The 17,982-nt window shown below is 64.1% G+C and carries 15 protein-coding genes and 1 pseudogene; 9 read left to right on the forward strand and 7 right to left on the reverse strand.

Annotated elements, in window-relative coordinates:
- Positions 1–22: 22 nt before the first annotated feature.
- Positions 23–1,714, reverse strand: coding sequence for a hypothetical protein (locus AC07NK_RS16600; protein ID WP_495171721.1), 1,692 nt, complete (start codon positions 1,712–1,714; stop codon positions 23–25).
- Between the two features lie 152 nt (positions 1,715–1,866).
- Here AC07NK_RS16600 and AC07NK_RS16605 point away from each other — a divergent pair, with 152 nt between their 5' ends.
- Complete coding sequence (locus AC07NK_RS16605; protein ID WP_495171722.1) at positions 1,867–2,373, forward strand: ECF-type sigma factor; 507 nt, start codon at positions 1,867–1,869, stop codon at positions 2,371–2,373.
- A gap of 12 nt (positions 2,374–2,385) precedes the next feature.
- Here the strand turns inward: AC07NK_RS16605 and AC07NK_RS16610 are convergent, their stop codons facing one another.
- Complete coding sequence (locus AC07NK_RS16610; RefSeq protein WP_495171723.1) at positions 2,386–3,600, reverse strand: LGFP repeat-containing protein; 1,215 nt, start codon at positions 3,598–3,600, stop codon at positions 2,386–2,388.
- A 258-nt stretch (positions 3,601–3,858) separates the two neighbouring features.
- On the opposite strand from AC07NK_RS16610, the gene AC07NK_RS16615 reads away from it, so the two are divergent.
- On the forward strand, positions 3,859–4,449 hold the full coding sequence (locus tag AC07NK_RS16615; protein WP_495171724.1) for a helix-turn-helix transcriptional regulator: 591 nt from the start codon (positions 3,859–3,861) through the stop codon (positions 4,447–4,449).
- Between the two features lie 149 nt (positions 4,450–4,598).
- Here the strand turns inward: AC07NK_RS16615 and AC07NK_RS16620 are convergent, their stop codons facing one another.
- Positions 4,599–5,003, reverse strand: a complete 405-nt coding sequence (locus AC07NK_RS16620) for a hypothetical protein (protein WP_495171725.1) — start codon at positions 5,001–5,003, stop codon at positions 4,599–4,601.
- Between the two features lie 308 nt (positions 5,004–5,311).
- Here AC07NK_RS16620 and AC07NK_RS16625 point away from each other — a divergent pair, with 308 nt between their 5' ends.
- The 3 genes from AC07NK_RS16625 to AC07NK_RS16635 all read left to right on the forward strand — a co-directional run bounded on the left by AC07NK_RS16625 (position 5,312) and on the right by AC07NK_RS16635 (position 10,087).
- Positions 5,312–5,533 (forward strand): hypothetical protein, encoded by a 222-nt coding sequence (locus AC07NK_RS16625; protein ID WP_495171726.1) that lies wholly within the window; start codon positions 5,312–5,314, stop codon positions 5,531–5,533.
- A gap of 255 nt (positions 5,534–5,788) precedes the next feature.
- Positions 5,789–9,808, forward strand: coding sequence for an RHS repeat domain-containing protein (locus tag AC07NK_RS16630; protein WP_495171727.1), 4,020 nt, complete (start codon positions 5,789–5,791; stop codon positions 9,806–9,808).
- A 3-nt stretch (positions 9,809–9,811) separates the two neighbouring features.
- Positions 9,812–10,087 carry a hypothetical protein gene (locus AC07NK_RS16635; RefSeq protein WP_495171728.1) on the forward strand — a complete coding sequence of 92 codons (276 nt, stop codon included), beginning with the start codon at positions 9,812–9,814 and terminating at the stop codon, positions 10,085–10,087.
- Positions 10,088–10,960: 873 nt separating this feature from the next.
- Here AC07NK_RS16635 and AC07NK_RS16640 read toward each other — a convergent pair.
- Positions 10,961–11,848 (reverse strand): aldo/keto reductase, encoded by an 888-nt coding sequence (locus AC07NK_RS16640; RefSeq protein ID WP_495171729.1) that lies wholly within the window; start codon positions 11,846–11,848, stop codon positions 10,961–10,963.
- A gap of 906 nt (positions 11,849–12,754) precedes the next feature.
- Here AC07NK_RS16640 and AC07NK_RS16645 point away from each other — a divergent pair.
- Positions 12,755–13,146: pseudogene (locus AC07NK_RS16645) on the forward strand (DUF2958 domain-containing protein).
- A gap of 97 nt (positions 13,147–13,243) precedes the next feature.
- Positions 13,244–15,046 (forward strand): ParB/RepB/Spo0J family partition protein, encoded by a 1,803-nt coding sequence (locus AC07NK_RS16650; protein WP_495171730.1) that lies wholly within the window; start codon positions 13,244–13,246, stop codon positions 15,044–15,046.
- A gap of 648 nt (positions 15,047–15,694) precedes the next feature.
- Here the strand turns inward: AC07NK_RS16650 and AC07NK_RS16655 are convergent.
- From AC07NK_RS16655 to AC07NK_RS16665, 3 genes are read right to left on the reverse strand one after another with little or no spacing between them, the layout of a single operon-like run.
- Complete coding sequence (locus tag AC07NK_RS16655; RefSeq protein WP_495171731.1) at positions 15,695–15,916, reverse strand: DUF6771 family protein; 222 nt, start codon at positions 15,914–15,916, stop codon at positions 15,695–15,697.
- Positions 15,917–15,964: 48 nt separating this feature from the next.
- Positions 15,965–16,384: a thermonuclease family protein gene (locus AC07NK_RS16660; RefSeq protein WP_495171732.1), complete on the reverse strand. Its 420-nt coding sequence runs from the start codon at positions 16,382–16,384 to the stop codon at positions 15,965–15,967.
- Positions 16,381–16,596: a hypothetical protein gene (locus AC07NK_RS16665; protein WP_495171733.1), complete on the reverse strand. Its 216-nt coding sequence runs from the start codon at positions 16,594–16,596 to the stop codon at positions 16,381–16,383. Before AC07NK_RS16665 ends, AC07NK_RS16660 begins: the two co-directional genes overlap by 4 nt.
- Before the next feature lie 418 nt (positions 16,597–17,014).
- Here AC07NK_RS16665 and AC07NK_RS16670 point away from each other — a divergent pair, with 418 nt between their 5' ends.
- Complete coding sequence (locus AC07NK_RS16670; RefSeq protein ID WP_495171734.1) at positions 17,015–17,314, forward strand: DUF736 domain-containing protein; 300 nt, start codon at positions 17,015–17,017, stop codon at positions 17,312–17,314.
- Between the two features lie 289 nt (positions 17,315–17,603).
- Positions 17,604–17,960, forward strand: a complete 357-nt coding sequence (locus tag AC07NK_RS16675; RefSeq protein WP_495171735.1) for a hypothetical protein — start codon at positions 17,604–17,606, stop codon at positions 17,958–17,960.
- The last annotated feature ends 22 nt before the right edge of the window (positions 17,961–17,982 follow it).

Here is a 17,982-nt window from a genome sequence, read left to right on the forward strand (position 1 = left end):
GAATTGAAGTGGCGCGAGCTAATCAGAAGCCGAAGGCGACACCGACGCGGCCGCCGGTCGAGCCCCTGACGGTCGATCCCGCGAACCCGCCCGAGATATAGACCTTGGGTGCCGCGCGCACGACGGCGGCACCGGAGAAGCCCTGCTCGCCCCGATAGGTGGCGAGGTTGAACGAGATCGAGACATTACTGTCGGGCACGATCATCGTGCCCCCCATCGCCATCGCCGCGGCAATGCCACCATTGGCGTGGCGGAAGCGACGGTCCGATTCCTGCGCAAGGGCGCCGACCCGGCCATCGATCGCGGCGAGCTTGTCGTCCACGGCCTCGAGCGCGGCGCCGACATTGTTGTAGCTCTGCCCGCCGATCGAATAGCTGGGAGCGGAAATCGCACCCGTAGCGGCATTGTAGCTCGCCCCGCCGCCCAACGCCGCAGCCGTGCTGGCACCGGTCTGCGCGTTGCGTACCAGCGCGGTGTTGGCCGTGGTTTGCGCAGTGCCGGCTTCAGTCCGCGCGCTGTTGGCGGTGGTTTGGGCCGCGGCGGCTTCGGTGCGTGCGGTATTCGCAGTGGCCTGAGCGGCGGTGGCGGTCGCCTGTGCCGCGGCGGCGTTGCCTCCAACCGTGGCGACGGCGGCGTTGAGCTGTGCGACGTTCACCGCGTCGGTGGCATCGGTGCCTGCGGCGACGTTGGTGATCTGCCGTTCTGCGCCCACCCGACCCACCGAAACGGTGTTCGCACGCGTCGCGAGCGAGTTGTTGCCGATCGCCACCGCATCCGTCGCGCCCGTACTCACCCGCGCACCATAGCCAAGCGCCGAGCCCCCGTCGGCTTCGACATATGCGTAGCTGCCGGCGGCCGTCGAATTGAGGTAACCGGCGCCGCTATAGGCCCCTATTGCAGTTCCGCTTGTTCCTGCGCCTGCGCCGTTACCGACCGCCGTTGCATCGCTTGCGTTCGCCTGCGCGAATGAGCCGACGGCAGTTGCGTTGGCCTGCCCCGGCGCCGTCGCACCGGCTTGCGCGCCTGTACCGAGGGCGGTCGTGCCGTTATTGCGGAACGAGGTGGCCACCTCATAGGTGCCGTCGCCGCCAGCGCGCGCACCCGCACCATAGGCGCTGCTTCCGAACCCCCAAGCGGAGCTTTGCTTACCGGTTGCGGTGGATTCGCCCCCTCCAGCAACACTGCGATAACCGGTGGCGGTGGAATTGATGCCCTGGGCGAAACTCTCATATCCGGTCGCCGTCGCATAATCGCCCGCCGCCAGGCTCTGGGCGCCGACGGCGGTCGTCTTGTTGCCGATCGCACGTGAGCTGAAGCCGAGGGCGGAGCCGTCGATGCCCGCGGCATAGCTTTGCTGGCCAAGCGCGGTGCTGCCCGCCGCCCGGGCATTGGCGTTTTGTCCGATCGCCGTGCTTTCGACCCCTTCGGCCCGGGCCCCTTCACCCACCGCTGTGCTCTGTGCCGGCCCGGCCCTCGTGTTCGAGCCGATGGCCGTTGATAGCCTTCCGATGGCACTCGAACCGATACCGCATTCGAGTTGCCCGGTCTCATCGTCGCCATTGCCGAGAATGCCGTCGGGGCCGGCATTGACGTTGGTGTTGCACTCGACCGTATTGTCAGCGCGGGCGGGGGTGGTGACGAGAGCGGCGAGCGGCGCTGTCCCCGCAAGCAGCAGGCCAAAGGTGAACCGGCGTGCCGGGGTCGGAATGATCATGCTGCGTCTCCGTGAATGCGCCGAATTGCCGACGGCTTGGGGTCGGCCTAGGGGTTGGCGCCTGCGCGGAAATCCTACGTTCGTACGAGAAGCTCGCGAAAAGCCGGACAATCGGATAGGGCTTCCGATGGGGGCTGGAATGGGAATGGCGTATGCTTCCGACCGATGCGATCGTCGAAACGCTGTACGACGATCTGCGGCGGATTGCGCAGCGCGAACGATTCAATGCCGGCAGTCCCCAGACCCTTTCGACCACCAGCGTGATCCACGAAGCCTATCTCAAGCTGCATCAGCGCGACGGATGGGACAGCCGCGAGCATTTCCTCGGCACCGCGGCGACGGCGATGCGCCACGTTCTGGTCGATGCTGCGCGTGCGCGGCTGTCGGCGAAGCGGGGGAGAGGCGAACGCCCCTTGCCGCTCGATCAATCGGCGCTGGATGCCGCCGCTTCGCAGGATCTGGAGCTCGTGGCGCTGGGCGACGCATTGCGCGATCTCGCCGAGCTCGATCCGGAACTCGCCAGACTGGTCGACTGCCGATTCTTCGCCGGATTCGACGAATGCGAGACGGGCAAGGTTATGGGAGTCAGCGAACGAACCGTCCGCCGCCGCTGGACCCAGGCGCGGGCCTGGATCCACCGCGCGTTGGCGGACGGTTGAGCGCGGACTGCCTCAGGCGGGATCGACGGTGAAATATGCCATGTAGCGAGCGCCGCCCCGCTCCATCATCCCGGACTGCACCTTGTAGACGATCCCGGAGCGATTGTAGGTTTCCTGCTGGCGCGCCAGTTTCACCAGCTGTTTGGTCGAGAGCGGCACCGATACCTGGCCCACCACATCGTCGCCAAGATCGAGCAGGGCGGCGATCGCATTGCCGAGCTTGGGCATCAATCCGTCGAGCGCCGGACCCGCAATCTTGGAGATGATCGGGCCGACCAACGGGATGAACTGAAGCAGGAACTTGCCGACTTCGTGATTGGTCTTGACCGCATTCTCGACGATTGCCCGGTTGCTCTCGGGGTTGCCATTGTCCTTCTCCATGCCAACCACGCCCAGGGTCATGCCGTAAGCAGGACCGCGATAGAGTTCGATCCGGTCCGGGCGTGCCGACTTGTCGTCAACGCCGTCATAAACCCGGGTGCGGACCGTCCAGGGATCATGTTTGGGAACGACCATCGAGAAGATGCAATAGGGCTCATCGGAGCCGGTCTTCTGGTCGATGTCGGATTCGCTGTAGGCATAGAAGCCAACATAGGTCAGCACGATGCCGCGCAAGTCGATCGGGCCGGTATCCGGCCACCAGTAGATCCAGCCATGTTGGAAGCTGTTGGCGCGACCGCCCTCGTCGATGTCGCCTTCGTCGCTGGTCGGATATCCCAGATAGCCGCGCTCCCAGCCGAGTTCCGCCCAGCGCCTGCAGATATCGCCCCACACCCCCCATGCGCCGGTATCGGGATGCCAGTAGATCGAGGCGCCGTCCCGGAAATGGTTATAGCGGCCGGCGCCGTCGGGAGTCGTGGTCTCGTCGGTTTCGGGAATCCACTTGCCGCCCAGGGCCTTCCAGCGTTCGTGAATGGCGCCCTTGATGTGGAAGGCCTCGTCGCGCTCCGAGTTATAGACCAGGCTCTGCCCTCCGAAATCCAGCTTCTTCGCGCGCAGGCCGCCGGTCGGCCAAGCGCCGAGCACAGCTTCGCCTCCCAGCCGGTCATACTTGTCACGCAATGCCTTGCCGGAGCGCGAAACAGCGAGGTCACGCAGGCCACCGGCCACATCGATCTTCACCGTCTGCCGCGCTTTGGGATCCTTCGCGGTGACGGTAGCGGCAAGAGACGTCTTGGCCTTTGCGACCTTTGCGCTCGTGAGGTTCTTGATGACGGGGTCGTTCATCGCATCTACTCCAGCGGTTGCGTGAAGCCACGTGCCAACCGGGGAAGCGGGTTCCCGGTATGGGTGACGCCTGCAGGCTAACGGGACCGATGCAGGCGGAGCGTCCTTCGTTCGAATGAGTATGCGCGCAGTTGGTCGCGCGCGTCGGTGTATCTGTCGCTGTTCCCACCAGTTGGCCGGATGCGCCAAGATTTGTCGTCTCCTCCTCCGATAGAGGGAGACGAAGCCATGACGTTTGCAATTCGAGCCCACCGTTCCATGGATACCGCGACGGTTGACGGACCGGTCATCCTGATGATCGATCCCGAACGCCGCTTGCTCGATTGCACCCCTACGGGCCAGCGCATCCTGAAAGAGCATGACCCGTTGATCTGCGAGTTCGGGCGGATCAAGGCGTGCGCGCAGCTCGATCAGGCGCGTCTGGATCGTTTCATCCCGATCGCGATTGAGATAGGAAGCGCCGAGTTGACCTTGGCAGGCCGTCCGGTCGAAATCATAAGGCTCGGGAGCCCTGCGGGCGAAGGGTGTCTGTTGCTCATATTCCTGCGACGAGAGGATGAGTCCCAACATGTCGAGCAGGTAGCAAGCCGTTTTGGTTTGACCGTTGCGGAACGTAGGCTTCTGACCTTGCTCTTCGAAGGCGTGTCGTTGGCGAGCGCTGCTCTGTCACTTGGGGTCGCGCGAACCACCGTGCGAACGCATCTACAACGCATCTTTGACAAGACGGGCCGCCGGCGCCAGTCAGATCTGGTCCGGCTGGTTGCATTGGGAGCTGCGGGGAAGAACAACGAGGTTAGGGAGCACATTCCTGATACTCCTCGTCACCCGATTGCACAATCGACCACCTGATGTTGAAGCCGCGTCTGCTACGCGCCCGCATTTCGGTCATTCCGCGGGACCGCGCGGAATACCGAAAGCCGCCGTGCGTTCAGCTAGCGCCGGAACGCCCGCAATTGGGTGGATAGAGGACATCGTTCCTGCTCCGCATACAGATCCTCTCAATCAGGGCTCGTGTATGCGGTTTTTACTAATGCCATGATGTAGCCCCACGTACCGCTCACGATGAGGCTTCCCTGCCAGTTGCTGAACTGCCCTTGGAAGACCAGCTTCGCCAAGGCGAAGGCTCCAAACATGGCAAGGCAAATATACGCCCCCTCTACGACGGCGTGAAGCGGCCTAACAACGAGCTGAATCCGACGGCCGGCGAGTCTAGCCTTGCGAATGCTGTGCCGATTTACAATCCAAAGGACACCCGTCGCAACTACACCGGCGAGGCCAAGCGGCATAGCAATGGCCACCAAGGCCGACGTCTTGCCGAACAAGCCGATGTATTCCGTTACAAGAAGGCCGACCAAAACGCCGGGAAGAACCCCGATCCAGCCCCACATCCAGTCTCTTGTCATGCCGCTCCTTGCCCCAATCAACGGTTCAACTTAGCAGCGCTTGCCGCCCGCGAGAACGTCCGCAATGGGGTCGTAGCGGACGTTCGATCCCGGGCTCCCTGCGCTGGCGGCAATGCGCCCTCATTGCGGTCGTTCAGTCCGTCCCCCATGTTGCTCGAAAGCTGTCGTTCGCTCGTCGGTATATTCGTAATCTGGAACCGGCCCGCCCGACGCCGGAGCAGTCGTACGTATTTCCGTAACCAAGATTCGCGCTTGCAATGTTGGAATTCAAATGTTCCCTTCGATTCTCTTTCGGGGAGATTCGGGGCATGAAGAAGAACGTAAGAATTGGCGCGGTGATTGGTATTGCCGCAATTACCGGTCTTGCCGCAGCGGCACTCGCCAGCGAGACGGTTAGCTACAAGTACGATGCGAGGGGGCGGCTGATTAAAGTAGAACATAGCGGCACGATCAATAACGGCGTGGTCGCAAACTACACATTGGACAAGGCCGACAACCGCGTGAACGTCAAAGTTACCGGAGCGCCGTAGGAACTCGGTCCCTGATCTGCATGCGTTCCGAACATCATTGAGCAGATTCACAGTCGTGGATCTCTGCCTCTGTAACGGCCGCTGACGCATACCAAACTCACCCAGATAACCCTTACGCTGTTAGAAGCGGAGATTCCCGAGATGAACTGCTCTCATCCGCGCGCTGTTCGCGCGTTCCTCCTGGCGACCGCCTCCGCCGCCCGTATGTATCGGCCCGCGATCGCAGCCTCTGCGGCCTTGGCGACACTCTGGGCGGTGCCCAGCGCGGCCCAGACCGGCTCGCACCATACGTTCGACGAAAACGGCGTCGAGGTGGCAACGGGTCGCTATCGCTTCTCCTTTGTCGAAGGATCGATCGGATCGGGCCCTGCGCAGCTAACCCTCGAGCGGCGTGCGGGAACCATCGGCGGTGCCCCAAGCCAATGGGACGGCATTTCGCTGTATTTGACGCGAAACCTCTCCACCGGCGTTGAGACGATCCTGGTATGGATCGACGGCGTCGAGAACCGGTTCACCGGCAGCGCGGGCTCGTACACCTCGGCGAAGAGCGATGGCGCTCAGCTAACCGGGGGCGGACCGTCGTTCACCTATACCGGGCGTGACGGAACCAGGGTGATCTTCGAGGATCCGAGCGGCAATCCGCAATTCGGACCTTCCAATATGTGTCGCGGAACCACCGACCAGACATTCTGCTCGCTGCTTCCAGTATCGGTCGTCAGCCCCAATGCCGGATCGGTCAATTACCAGTGGACGATGCTGGAGGAATGCTATGGGGAGCCAGATATTCATGGCGATCGAAGCTGTTCGTACGACTGGCGCCTGAGCGGCGTCTCCAGCAGCTATGGCTATGGAATAAGCTTCACCTATGCCGAAGATCTCGGCTCCGGTCCCGCGACAACAGCCTGGAGGCGCCGGACAGGCGCCACGTTCTCAAATGGGGCGAGCACGAGCTACGCCTATCCGGCATCGACCACGATCGACGTCACGGATACGGCGGGGCGGGTCTGGCGGCTCGAGAATGGCTCGTTGCGTCGGCCCGGCGCGACATCGCCGACACAGCAAGTCACGGGAACGGTCGGAAGCAATTTCACCGTCAGCAACGACGGGGTGAGCACGAGCTACAGCCGTTCGGTGAGCGGCAACATCGCGACGCTCACCAAGACGAACGCGCTGAGCCAGCAAACCGTCATCACCTCGGACCTGTCGATCTCGCGCGTGAAGTCGATCACCGACGCGCTCAGCCGCACCACATCGTTCCAGTATGATTCGGTCGGGCGCTTGCAGAAGTTCACCAATCCTGAAGGGGACTATGTCGAGTATACGCTCGATGCTCGCGCCAACGTCACCCAGACCCGGCGCGTGGCGAAGCCCGGATCGGGCCTAGCGGACATCTACACCTCTGCCAGCTTCGACAGCGGCTGCTGGAACGCGGTGACGTGCAATTCACCCAACAGCGTGACGGATGAGCGCGGCCAGGTCACCGACTATACGTATGACAGCAGCCATGGCGGGGTGCTCTCGATCACCGCGCCGGCGCCTTCGGGGTCGGGTGATCGCCCCCAGACGCGGTACAGCTACACGCTCACCGACGGCGAGTATCAACTCACCGGCATCTCGGCATGTGCAAACGGAACGGCGCCTTCGTGCGTCGGCACGTCGAGCGAGCAACGGACGGTGCTGGCGTATGACGCCAACGGCAACGTGACCTCCTCCACGCAGCGCGACGGCACCGGCGCATTAGCCGCGACAAGCACCATGACCTATGATGCCGCCGGCAATCTGCTGACCGTCGATGGCCCGCTGTCGGGCACGGCTGACACGACTCGGTATCGCTACAATGCCGGGCGTGAGTTGATCGGTGTCGTCGGCGCCGATCCCGACGGCGGCAGCGCGCTCAAGCATCGCGCGAGGAGGCTGTCGTATAATGCCGCGGGCCAGCAAAGCTTGGTCGAGCGCGGCACGGTCAACAGCCAATCGGATGGCGACTGGGCGGCATTCGTACCGGCGGAGCAGGTCGCGACGGCCTATGACAGCGGCTATCGCAAGGCATCGGAGAGCCTCACCTCGGGCAGCGCCACCTATGCTCTGATCCAGTATAGCTACGACACCGCCGGCCGTCCGGACTGTGTGACGGTGCGGATGAACCCGTCGACCTATGGTGCGTTGCCGGGCGCCTGCACCGCCGCGACCAGCGGGTCGAACGGCCCCGACCGGATCACCCGCTACGGCTATGATGCCGCCGGTCAGACGACCAGTGTCATCGAAGCCTATGGGCAGCCCGAACAGGCGACCGAGCGGACGCTGATCTATACCGGCAACGGCAAGGTCATGACGGTGACCGACGCCGAGAACAACAAGACCAGCTACGAATATGATGGTCATGACCGGCTAGCCAGGACGTTCCTGCCCTCAGCCACCAAGGGGGCCGGTGTCAGCAATGGCATCGATTATGAACAGCTTGGCTATGATGCCGCGTCGAATGTCGTTTCGCGGCGTCTGCGCGATGGCAGCACGATCGGCTACAGCTATGACAATCTCAACCGCCTGACGACCAAGGATCTACCCAGTCCCGAATATGACACCAGCTTCAGCTATGACCTGCTGAGCCGGTTGAGCGGGATGGGCCGCAGCGATGGGCAGTCGCTGAGCTATGGCTATGACGGGCTCGGCCGCAATGCCACCGCGACGAGCAACTATGGCGGCACCACCAGCTATAATTACGATCTGGCGGGCCGGCGAACGCGGATGACCTGGTCGGACAGCTTCTATGTCGACTATGACTATCTGGTCACCGGAGAGATGAGCGCGATCCGTGAGAATGGCGCGACCTCCGGCGTGGGCGTTCTCGCGCGGTTCAGCCATGACGATCTTGGCCGTCGCACGGCGATTACGCGTGGTAACGGCACCACCACCAGCTACGGCTATGACGCGGTCTCGCGGCTGGCCTCGCTAAGTCATGACCTGGCGGGGTCGGCGTATGATCTGACTCACGGGTTCGTCCACAATCCGGCTGGCCAGATCATGAGCACGACGCACTCGAACGACACCTATGCGTTTACCGGCCGTGCCAATGTCGATCGCAACTATGCGTCCAACGGGCTCAATCAATATTCGGCTTCGGGCAGTACCAGTCTGGGCTATGACGGGCGCGGGAACCTGACGAGTTCGGGAGGTTCGAGCTATGGCTACACGATCGAGAATATGCTCAAGACCGGGCCGGGTGGCGTGACACTGGCCTATGACCCGTCGGGCCGGCTGATCCGGACGGTGGGAGCTGTCGAGACGCGCTTCAGCTATGACGGAAATGATCTGATCGCGGAATACAACAGCGCGAACACGCTGACCCGGCGCTATGTCCATGGCCCGGGCAGCGACGAGCCGCTGGTCTGGTATGAAGGTGCAGGGACTGCAGACCGGCGCTGGCTGCATGCCGACGAACGCGGCTCGGTGGTCGCGGTGAGTGACGGCGCCGGCGCGGCGATCTCAGGCGGTATCCATGCCTATGACGAGTACGGCATCCCGGGCGGCTTCTATACGAGCCGGTTCCAGTACACCGGCCAGGCGTGGATCCCCGAAATCGGCATGTATCACTACAAGGCGCGCGCCTACTCCCCGACGCTCGGGCGGTTCATGCAGACCGACCCGATCGGTTATGGCGACGGGATGAACTTGTACGCCTATGTGCGAAATGACCCGGTCAACAAGATTGATCCGAGCGGTCTTAATTGCACGATACTCGAAGTCACAGGCGATGATGTTGTAGGCACCGCCCGTACCGCCGGTGATTGCGGTGGTCGTGGTAGCGGGGCTGGCAGCGCTGGCGAGGCGCCCAGAAGAATTGTCGGCGGTGGCGCCATTAACCAAGGCGGTGGAGGCCCTGTCGGTGAGGGCGTTGGCAGCGAATCGCTTTTGCCGCAAAAAGGTAAGGAAGAAAAGTCGACAGCTGAAAAGCTCAAAGAATGCGCCAAGGCGCAGTATGGTTTTGGGGACGGTAAGACGCCTACCGGACTCGATTTTGGTAGGATGGTCTCTGAGCTTGGCGCATTACCTATTCCGAAGCGCTGGGTGGGCGTCCCTGTGATCGGCAACTCATCTAAGGTAACTAATGCTGTGAGCCTGATACCGCATAAGCTGGGTATCCGCCTGAACACTGGCACTCAGATTTTGGGTAGTGGTCGAGTGTTCGGTATCCTGGGCCGAGCTAACGCAGTTGTCGGCGGTGTGATGCTTGCCTGGGATGCCGCTAGTATCGCCATCTGCACGACCAGGGAGTGAATGATGCTATTTCGAAAGCCAGAACTGTCCTGTGACTCATCAAGCACGTCTTTTGAGCTGCTCTCGGACGCGCTCTCGCAGTATGGGGTTGCAGGCGTTCCCTTCAATCAGTCGCAACAGCTCAAATCTTTGAAGATGGACGACATTGACTTTTTGGAAGCGCTCCAACTCATCGAGAAGGCTATATCGGCGAAGATCAGCAAAGGAGCAATCGGTCCAACCACAACCCTAGCTGACGTTGTTGCCTTGATCGACCGCGCCCGCAGTGGTGATGGCTAGCCGCAGAATGATGCGCGCAGTACAGAGGATGATTGCCGCAAGCTTACAAATGTCAATTGCATATGCATTGTCCAATGGATGCGCGAAGGTTAAGCCATGAGAGTGCCTTTGTGCGCTGCAGCCGTCGTTGTAGCTGCGCTCCTATTTTACGCAGGATTTGTTAGCAGTGTAAGGATACATAATAATTCAGATATCGAAATGAAGCATGTATACATCTCCATGTACGGAAGTAATATATCAACCGATATAATTCCCGCCAATAAGACCGTAACTTTTAGGAAATCAGATTTGGCGGTGGAAGTCAGAAGTTAATCGTGAAGAGCGAAGGCAGGAGAGAGCGCTCGGCTTACTGCTACGAGTCTTGGTTTATACCAAATCATGCAACGGTAACTTACCAAGCGGGTAACATTTCAATTCAGTGCTAGTCTAGAAATGCCATATTTGTGAACGCGAACCGGAAATGGGCCAGAGTTGGCATTCGATCCATTTTCAGTCGGTGTGATACTACCGCAGTGACCGCGCTACGTTGGACCGCCTGATCCAAGGATCCTGCGTCTGCTCCATTGCGATCTGGCTGGAGGAAGCACCCAGTTTTGAAAGACGATGACTTCGTCGATCGAACCCTGCAACCAAGCGCCATGCAGCCGATTGACGACACCGTACCCGCACCGACGATGCTTATCCCGGTTGATGCAGACCGCCAGGCGCGCAACTTGTATTGGCGCGGGTTGGGGATACCTACGATCTCATGTCCGCTTTCTTGATTTCGGGCCTGAAAGCGGGCAGTCGGCAAGCGGCCCAAGTTCCGCCGCTCGCGCGGTAATCCGGCGAGGTCCGCTTTGCCGATCTGCGCAACAGTCGTCGTCGGTCTGGTTACGGCAGTTTTTCGCCCGTTGAGGTTTCAAGCACCGCATACCATTCGGCGCGCGTCCACAGGACATTGAAGGCTTGCGATGCTTCGGCGATGCGCGCGGGCGTCTGCGTCCCGATGATCGGGATCGGGCGTGCGGGATGCGCCATGATCCAGGCATAGGCCGCGGCGGCGCGCGAAGTGCCGCTTTCCTGCGCTTTGGAATCGAGCAGCGTGGCGACCGCACCGTCGCCGTTCAGCCGGCCGCCGCCAAGCGGTGACCAGGCGAGTACTGCCATGCCGTGCTCCATCGCCTGGTCGAGAATGCCATCCCGCACGGGTTGCGTATGGAACGCCGAGAATTCGGGCTGGTGGCTGGTGAGCGGAAAGGGAAGCCAGGCCTGAAGCGCGCGGGTCTGCGAAGGCGAGAAATTCGACACGCCAACGGCGCGCGTCTTGCCGCTTTCGATCATGCGTGTGAGCGTTTTCGCAAGTTCCTCGGGATGGGTCATCAGATCGGGGCGGTGCACCTGCCAAAGATCGACATGGTCGACGCCGAGCCGGGCGAGCGAGGCATCGAGCGCAGCCGTCAGATAGTCTGCGCTCGAATCATAGGGGGTGCCGGGTATGATCCCGCCCTTGGTGGCGAGCACCATGCGTTCGCTGAGGGCCGGTGCTTCGGCGAAAACGCGGCCCAGCAGCGCCTCGGCCGAGCCGAAACCGCCCTGCGTATCGGCGCCGTAAATGTCGGCGGTGTCGAACAAGGTTATCCCCTCCGCCAGCGCCGCCTCGATCAACGTGCGTGCAGTGGGCACATCCGCACCGGCGAAGCGCCACATGCCCCAGGCGATCGGAGACACGAGAATATCTGTCGTGCCCAGCGGGCGCGGTTCGGAGGATAGGGGTAGCATTGCAGGCCCTTGGCAGCGAGAACGGGTTCGACGGAGAAGACCCTTTGCCAGGGACACGTCAATAGGATCTTGACGGTTGCCGGCGGAGCATCGTCGGGGCGGCGCCATCATATCGCGGGCATGCGTTAGCACGCTCAGACTCGCTTCACGAGTTGCCTATGGCGGGCCTCAATCTCGCAGCAGAGGCATGACGCCTTCTCAGCGCTTTCAGAGTCCCCGGCTCTGGGAATCGTATCACGCTCATCGCCGCAGGCGGGGCGTGAGGCGCCTCCCGCGGGCGCGATGCGTGAAGGTGCGCGGATCAGCGGCGCGCGCACCGGCGGCTCCCTGCGGGACCGCCGGGGGTCGCGTGTTGTTTGTCCGCGCTGCACACCGGTCTCGGGCCGGATGGCGCGGCGACGGCTGGCGCACTTGGCGCGCGCGCACGCCGCCGCTTGGAGCCGGCTTCGCCCGGGGTGCGTTGGTTTGGGCATCGCGGTTGCCTAGGCGCGACCGCGCTCTACGCGCTGATGCGCGCCGGGCCGCGCGTTGCGCGTCCCGGCCCATGCGGGTGACGATCGCTGGCGCCGGGCTGGGGCCGGTTGGCCCCGGCTGGCGGACGCCGCGCCGCGCGATGTTCTGGCAATCGCGGCAACAAGGGCTCTGCGCGGCGGCGTTGCTGGGGGCCTTCCGGTCGAGCGGGTCTGGCCGTCGCGCCCTGCTAGGCCCGCTGCGGCGGTCCGCAAGCCGGTGGTGCCGGCTCCTCCAGTCTCTTGCGGCCCTGCGCCACCCCATTGCGCTCGCGCAATGGGGACCCCGGACTTGGGTGCGGACCCCGCGCATGCGCGGGCCTCGTGCGGCCGCTTCGCCGCACATCCCCGCTCGCCGGAAAGGCCATGGGGTTTTGGGGCGGCGAGGAGGCAACACATGGACCTGCTGACCGATAGGCTTCGCGCGGCGTTGCGCGCCAATGCCGAGGCCGCTTCGCGGCTCGGCCACGACCCCGTCCCGGTGGTCAAATTCTTCAATCCCTGCGGTGCGGCGACTTGGCTTGCGACCGAGCTCGATGTCGATGGCGACACGCTGTTTGGGCTTGCCGATCTTGGCTTCGGCTGCCCCGAGCTTGGCAGTTTCAGCCTCGTCGAGATCGCGAATGTGCGGCTGCCCTTGGGCCTGCGCATTGAGCGCGATCTGCATTTCTCGGGCGATTTCCCTTGTCGCGATGGGCCGGGGCGGCGCGGCTTGCCGGGTCGATCATCGGCGCCGAGACCGCTTTGCGCCGCGCCGTCGCGCGCGCGACCGAGGCTTCCGGCTCCTGACCGGACCGGATGACGCGGCGGCCGTTCGCCGCCGGTTTGAAGCCGGTCCCGCCCGTTCTCAAGCAAACGGGACCGGCGCTCACAAGGAGCGAAATCGATGAAACTCGACTTTATCGACCACGACAAGCTGTTCGTGGACAAGACTAACATGCGCGCGCGCCGCAAGGTCCGCGATGTCGGGCATATCCTGCCGAGCGTGCGCAAGCGCGGTGTGATCGTGCCGCTGGTGGTCAAGCCCGCCAATGACGAGGGCTGTTCGGGCATTGTCGCGGGCAGCTGCCGCTGGACTGCCAACGGCATCGTGCGCGGCGAGGGCATCGACCACGGGCCGCTGCCCTGCGCTATCCTCGAGGATGGCGACGATGCCGACGCCATCGAAGCCTCGATGATCGAGAATCTGCAACGCCTCGACCCCGATCCGGTAACGCAATGGGAGAGCTTCGTGCGGCTGGTCAGGGAAGGACGCAGCATCGAGGATATTTCGGCGACCTTCGGGCTGTCCGACCTTGCCGTGCGCCGCATCCTCGCGCTCGGCAATTTGCTGCCGCGCATCCGCGACCTTTATCGCCGTGAGGGCGTAGATGCCGCGACCGTGCGCCACCTGACGATGGCGAGCAAGCGCCAGCAACAGGCATGGCTTGCGCTCCACGACGACCCCGGCGGCTACTGCCCTACCGGGCACCAGTTGAAGGCGTGGCTGCTTGGCGGCCAGTCGATCAAGGCGGCGCATGCCCTGTTCGACATCGAGACGAGCGGGCTGGCCATCGTCGCCGACCTGTTCGGCGAGGACGCGTGGTTCGCCGATCCCGACGCGTTCTGGATCGCGCAAAATGCCGCCATCGACGCGCGCAGCGCCGACTATCTGGCAGCAGGCTGGAGCGATGTCGTGACCGTGCCGCCCGGCCAGCACTTCAATGTCTGGGAATATGAGAAGACCCCCAAGCGCAAGGGCGCGCGCGCCTATATCGTGGTGCGCGCGAGCGGCGAGGTAGACTTTTACGAAGGCTATCTGACTCGCGCGGAGGCCCGCAGGTGCGAACGCGGCGAGACGCCCGGCAGCGAGGCGAAGCCCGTACGGCCCGAGGTCAGCGGCCCGATGCAGACCTATATCGACCTGCATCGTCACGCTGCGGTCCGTGCCGCGCTGACCGGAGTGCCTCACGTCGCGCTCCGTCTGATGGTCGCGCAGGCGGTGGTCGGCTCGTCCTTATGGGGTATCCGGGTCGAGCCGCAGACGGTGCGCAACGACGCGGTGCGCGAGTCGGTCGAGACTTGCCGGGGCGAGACCGTGTTCGACGAGAAGCGCCGCGCGGTGCTCGGCCTGCTCGGTTTCGATCCCGAGCGTCCGACCATCGTGCGCAACCGCACCGACGAGTATGAGTTGGTCCGGCTGTTCCTGCGCCTGCTCGATCTGCCCGACCCGGCGGTCATGGACGTGATCGCGATTGTCATGGGCGAGACGCTGGCGAGCGGCAGCGCGGCGGTCGAAGCGGTCGGCGGACAGCTTGGCGTGGCGATGGCCGACTGGTGGCAGGCCGATCCCGCCTTTTTCGAGCTGATCCGCGACAAGGAGGTCCTGCTGCGGATCGTCGCCGACGTGGCGGGCGAGCAGATCGCCACCGCCAATGCGTGCGAAAAGACCAAGACGCTGAAAGCGATCGTGACCGACCATCTGGACGGGGCGAACGGACGGGCCAAGGCCGAGCGCTGGGTGCCCGCCTGGATGGCGTTCCCGCCCACCGCCTATACCGCACGCGGCGGGGTCGGCAGTGTCCGTGCCGCCGCACTGGTATCGGCGGCGCAGACCGGGGACGACGAACCCGAGCCGAACGGGCCGGGCGCGGTGCTGGCGCTGCCCGCGCCTGAGCCAGCACCGGCGCCCGAACCGCTCGCGGCTTGATCTCCAAGGGAGCGGCGACTGCGCCGCCGCTCCCTAATAGCCCTCAGAATCGGCCGCGCGGGGCGCGCCATCCGGCGCTGCCCCGCGCGGCTATTCTGGTCTTGCCGATGCGGTGAAGCGAGCGCAGCTGTCTTTTTGCTGCCACACGCTGCGCCTAGCCATTTGCCATAGCGATCTCGCAAAGAGACGACAGGGAACAGCGTCGCAAAGGGGTGTCAGGAAGGATGCCGCATGCGCCTCGCACTTGCTTCGCCCGCAGCCTCGGCCATCATCGATTCCGCGCGGATCTGGCGGGTCGCGCGTGATCTTGGCCAGCCAGTCCAGCCGATCCTCTATGCCCGGCTCGAGCGCCTCGGCAGCGGCATATTGGCGCCGGTGCTCGATGCGTTGCTGACCCTGTTCGAGGCCTGCTTCCGTCGCCGCTTCGATGCGGGCGACCCCGCCGACGCCGGGTTGACCGGCGACGAACGCCAGTTGCTCGACCTGCTCGATCGCGATTGCCCGATCACGCCGATCGCGCAAGTCCGCCCCGAGCTTGCCCCGGCGCTGCGCACCGCGCTGCGCTCGACCCGGATCATGCTGGGCACAGTGCTCGGCCTGGCGCCGGACGGGATCGTGGCGCGCGCGCCGCGTCCCGGCGACCGCCCGTCAGACGAGCCCGCTCTCAATTGGCAGCGTCAACTGGCGATCGGTATAGCTTGGCGGCGGCACGAGCTGCGCGCCGATCCAGCCGGCCAGCGCATCGACCGCCCACAGCCGCTCGCGCGGTGATAGGGCGGTGAGCCCTTCGCGATAGGCGAGCGGCGCGTCCTCGATCGCGCGGGCGATCGCGCCGAGAGTATCTGGATCGAGTCGGGTCATGATGGTCATTGGAACAAATATGGAACATCATTGCAAGCGGCAATGATGTCCTCTGTGCTATCGCCGCGCTGCGCCGCACCAGTCGGGGCGTTGCGCGCCACGCGGCCACCAGCGCGCCGCGCCCGCTTCGACCAGCAACGTGGCGACGTCGCGCCCGTCCAGCGATATGCGCGCGACGCTGCGGTTGTAGCTGCGTCCGACGCGCTCGAACGTGATCTCGCGATCCTTGAGCAACGCGATAGCGCGCGCGGTCGCGGCCTTGCCGCGGTCGAGTTCGGCGGGGCATTTGGCGTTGCCGGGCTGCGTTTCGGGCGCGTCGATCCCGGCGATCCGGATGCGCTCGCCGCTCGCCAGCCGGAAGGTGTCGCCGTCGCTGACCCAGGCGACGCGGCCGCGCGCGGGCTCGGCCGGTGCGGCCGATACCAGCATCGCTGCCGCCGACATCGCGGCGACGCATCGGGTCGTGCGTTTGCTCACTTCGCCTTGTGCCGGATTACGAGCTTGGTTGCGCCGCAGAGCGTGCAGGCATGCTTGCTGCGCTCGAACCCGTTATCGCCTGCGAGCTCGCCGGTGCTGTGATTGGCGTGCTGGCGGACCGAAAGCCCGAGCCGCTCGGCGATGCAATCGTCGCACACCGGCTCGGGCGACAGCCGCTCGATCAGCCTGCGAACATCTTCCAATATTGTCATCTTTCCCCCTGATCGCGCGCTTATGCTGCCGGACTCGCTGACGGGCAACGCGCCTGCGCCGAACCGAGAACGGGCCAGCCGATGGACAAGGCGCTCCCGCTGGGAATCGCACACAATTGCCCCGGCTCTGCTCCTTACCGTTGAGCACCGCCCTGGGGCTTCGTGGTTGGCGGATCTGGCAGCGGTGCGGCCAGGCCTGCAACGGCTGCGCCGCACTTTCTTCCCCGGCGCATGACCACCCCGCGCACGAATATGCGCGGGGACCCCGGTCGTGCGCCTTCCTCGCGAGGCAAGAAAGTCCGGCTCCGCCGTCCTTCGCTGGCGCTTCGGCACAAGGTGCAGCCCGTCCGTCCTGCCGCCTGAGCGACCGCCATCGAGCCCGCAATGGCGCGGCGTTCGAGCAGCAAGGAGATGTATCATGGCACAGATCGGTTCGTTCACTCGCGGCGAGAACGGTGTCTACACCGGCGAGATCCGCACCCTCACGCTTCGCGTCAAGGCGAACATCCGCCCCTGCGAACGCGAGCATGACAAGGCGCCCGACCACCGGGTCAGCGCCGGCGGCGTCGAGTTCGGCGCGTGCTGGACCAAGGCGGCGCGCGAGACCGGCGCCGAATATCTCAGCGTCAAGCTCGATGACCCGTCCTTCCCGGCGCCGATCTACGCGACGCTGAGCCAGAGCGACGACGGCGAGCTGAAGCTCATCTGGTCGCGTTGAGCGGCCTTCCGCCCCGCGCCCTAGGGCGCGGGGCATTCTCGTCCGCGATCCGCAACCGGATCGCCCGAAGGCAAGCGGGGGAGGGGCTCGTCTTGGTTCTGCCGAGAATGACGGGCGCCGGAGCGGCTCTCAAGGCCCGCGGGTGCTCCCCAATTTGCTGCGCAAATCGGCTCCCCCCGCGTCCGCTTCGCGGCGCCTGCGCTGACGCTCCGGCGGCCCTGACAGCCGCTCCGCCGCCCGTCGTCGAGGCTGCGTCCTCAAGCGTGAGGACGTCAAGCGGAGACATGTCATGACCCTGGTTCAACCCATCTCGGCCGCGGCCGATCGTGTGATGGCAGCGCTGGTTCAAGGCCTTGAACTTGAGTTCGGACGCGGCGCAGGTGAAGCGCTGGCGCATCGTTTTCTTGAAGCTGAGGACGTCGATTTCCATTGGGATGCGCGGCTTCAGGAGCGCTGGATCGGTGCCTATGAGAATAGCGACGAGTACGACATCGAGCTCGATCGGATGTGCATATTCGGGCGGCTCGATGACCGCTGGTTCGTCGCGGTGATGATCGTCGATGGCGACGGAAACCCGCACGGGATGATGGGCAAGCGCAATTACGGGCGAGTATACGATGCACGCAAAGCGTTTGCGGACGCGTGAGCGCTGAGCTTGTTCGGGCCGG

It is taken from the genome of Sphingomonas sp. GW821-FHT09B04, assembly GCF_059418285.1.

Bases quoted from the DNA above. Each gene is read 5' to 3' on its own strand.
- AC07NK_RS16600 (WP_495171721.1), bottom strand. From the start codon at position 1,714: ATGATCATTCCGACCCCGGCACGCCGGTTCACCTTTGGCCTGCTGCTT.
- AC07NK_RS16605 (WP_495171722.1), top strand. From the start codon at position 1,867: ATGCTTCCGACCGATGCGATCGTCGAAACGCTGTACGACGATCTGCGG.
- AC07NK_RS16610 (WP_495171723.1), bottom strand. From the start codon at position 3,600: ATGAACGACCCCGTCATCAAGAACCTCACGAGCGCAAAGGTCGCAAAG.
- AC07NK_RS16615 (WP_495171724.1), top strand. From the start codon at position 3,859: ATGGATACCGCGACGGTTGACGGACCGGTCATCCTGATGATCGATCCC.
- AC07NK_RS16620 (WP_495171725.1), bottom strand. From the start codon at position 5,003: ATGACAAGAGACTGGATGTGGGGCTGGATCGGGGTTCTTCCCGGCGTT.
- AC07NK_RS16625 (WP_495171726.1), top strand. From the start codon at position 5,312: ATGAAGAAGAACGTAAGAATTGGCGCGGTGATTGGTATTGCCGCAATT.
- AC07NK_RS16635 (WP_495171728.1), top strand. From the start codon at position 9,812: ATGCTATTTCGAAAGCCAGAACTGTCCTGTGACTCATCAAGCACGTCT.
- AC07NK_RS16640 (WP_495171729.1), bottom strand. From the start codon at position 11,848: ATGCTACCCCTATCCTCCGAACCGCGCCCGCTGGGCACGACAGATATT.
- AC07NK_RS16650 (WP_495171730.1), top strand. From the start codon at position 13,244: ATGAAACTCGACTTTATCGACCACGACAAGCTGTTCGTGGACAAGACT.
- AC07NK_RS16655 (WP_495171731.1), bottom strand. From the start codon at position 15,916: ATGACCATCATGACCCGACTCGATCCAGATACTCTCGGCGCGATCGCC.
- AC07NK_RS16665 (WP_495171733.1), bottom strand. From the start codon at position 16,596: ATGACAATATTGGAAGATGTTCGCAGGCTGATCGAGCGGCTGTCGCCC.
- AC07NK_RS16670 (WP_495171734.1), top strand. From the start codon at position 17,015: ATGGCACAGATCGGTTCGTTCACTCGCGGCGAGAACGGTGTCTACACC.
- AC07NK_RS16675 (WP_495171735.1), top strand. From the start codon at position 17,604: ATGACCCTGGTTCAACCCATCTCGGCCGCGGCCGATCGTGTGATGGCA.